General features: G+C 33.3%; 2 protein-coding genes. Both read right to left on the reverse strand.

The window, feature by feature from the left end:
* Positions 1-1205, reverse strand: a 1205-nt coding sequence (locus B3J44_RS22270) for a hypothetical protein (protein WP_286971510.1), incomplete at its 3' end; no start/stop codon positions are given.
* Positions 1192-1656: RagB/SusD family nutrient uptake outer membrane protein (locus tag B3J44_RS22275; RefSeq protein ID WP_286971511.1), on the reverse strand; the 465-nt coding region annotated here is incomplete at its 5' end. The genes B3J44_RS22270 and B3J44_RS22275, both read right to left, overlap by 14 nt.

Consider the following 1656-nt stretch of genomic DNA (forward strand, 5'->3'; position numbering starts at 1 on the left):
GTTTTACTATTTCCATTTGCTGGGAAAAATTCTAAGGCAGAAGTGATATTAAATCCAGGAGAGATCGCTGCAGAATTACTTTCGTTAGAGAACCATCTTTTTAAACCAAAAGAATTTACGGTGTTGGTTCCGCTTGCGACATTAAATCCAATTTTGAAAGCATCGTGATAAATATCATCGTTAGGATTTGTAGTTCCTCTATCGCTGTATAATATTGCATTCGGATCGTCTTTTGTAACTATAATCGGAAATGTTAAAGCATTGAAAGTCATCCATGCGCAATTTCCATTATTATTAAACCAGTGCTCTCCATACGTTAAAAAAAAGGCATTGGTAGGATCTGTAAATTTAGATGCTGGATAGGCCTGAACGTCTCTTTCTGATTTTATTGGTTTTGCAATAGTTAAGTTGATGTTTCCTGTAGCGGTATAATTGGGAATATTGATTAACGTTAATTTTGACTCGTATCGAACATCATCATTTTGAAGATCCTCTAAAAGAGTTAGATGATAGTTTACAGAAGTTCTGTTATCTCCATAATCGTCATGTGTTAAGGAATATTCGAATCCGTTTTGAAATTTAAAAATTTCGGCATTTTCAATTTCTTCAGGAAAAAATCCATTTGGATAATTTACTTTAAAATCTATTTTTTCTCCTATTTCGCCTTTTATATTGTATTGCGTTACAGGAAATGTATAATTAGTAGCAACGCTTGTTAAATCGATTTTGAAAGTATTGTTTGAATATTCTGTATTCAGATTTCCAATGTGAATATCAGGATCAGAAACGGTTTCCAATTTTAGCGTAATACTTTGGTCTTTAGTCCATCTTTTATCGAATGACACAAAAATAGTATCGGTTATTTTACTGCCCTGAAATGAAAGCTGATTAGCAGGCTTTAAGCTAAAACTGTCACTAGCACCATTTGTTTCGGCACTAAAATTGGCAGTAACAGTTCCTTTTAAGGCACGTGTGGTTAAGGCTACAGGAACTTTTAAGGTTTTTATGGCTTTGTTTTCATAAGTTGATTGCGGAACTAAATTTCCGTTTACAGCTGGGTATTCTAGAGGTGTGTTATCGCTTTTTACTAAAAAATTAAATCTTAAGTAAGGATCAATTTCAGAGCCTATTTTATAATCATCTTTAGAACATGAAATGTATAATAGGGCTGTAAATAATATACTGAATATCTTAATACGAGTCATTTTGCTGCAAGTTTGGGTTAAGATTAGTGTTGAATGTTGGTATTGGCAATACAAATTTTAAAGACGGATAAGTCAAACTGCAAACAGTTGCCATACAACCGTCATTTCTTGAAACATCTTTATGCATTCTGGCAATATCAAAGAATAAAAAGCCTTCAAAACAGAGTTCTTTTCTTCTTTCTAAAAAGATGTTTTCTTTAAGATTAGCTGTATTGGTTAGTAATGATGCATTGGCGCGAGCACGAATGATATTAATATCGGCCATTGCTAAATCGGCTCTGTTGGTTTCAAGTGCAGCTTCGGCACGAATTAAGTACATTTCGCTAAGTCTGAAAGCCACATAACCGGCATTATCCTGATATTTTCTTGTAAAACTGTAGTCAACATAAGTTTGTACACCATTTACAAGAGTAAAAAGCGGTTTAACAAGAAACAATTGTTTTCTTAAGTC

The sequence above is a fragment of the Flavobacterium sp. UBA4854 genome, assembly GCF_002399805.1.
GTDB classification, from domain to species: Bacteria; Bacteroidota; Bacteroidia; order Flavobacteriales; family Flavobacteriaceae; genus Flavobacterium; species Flavobacterium ginsengisoli.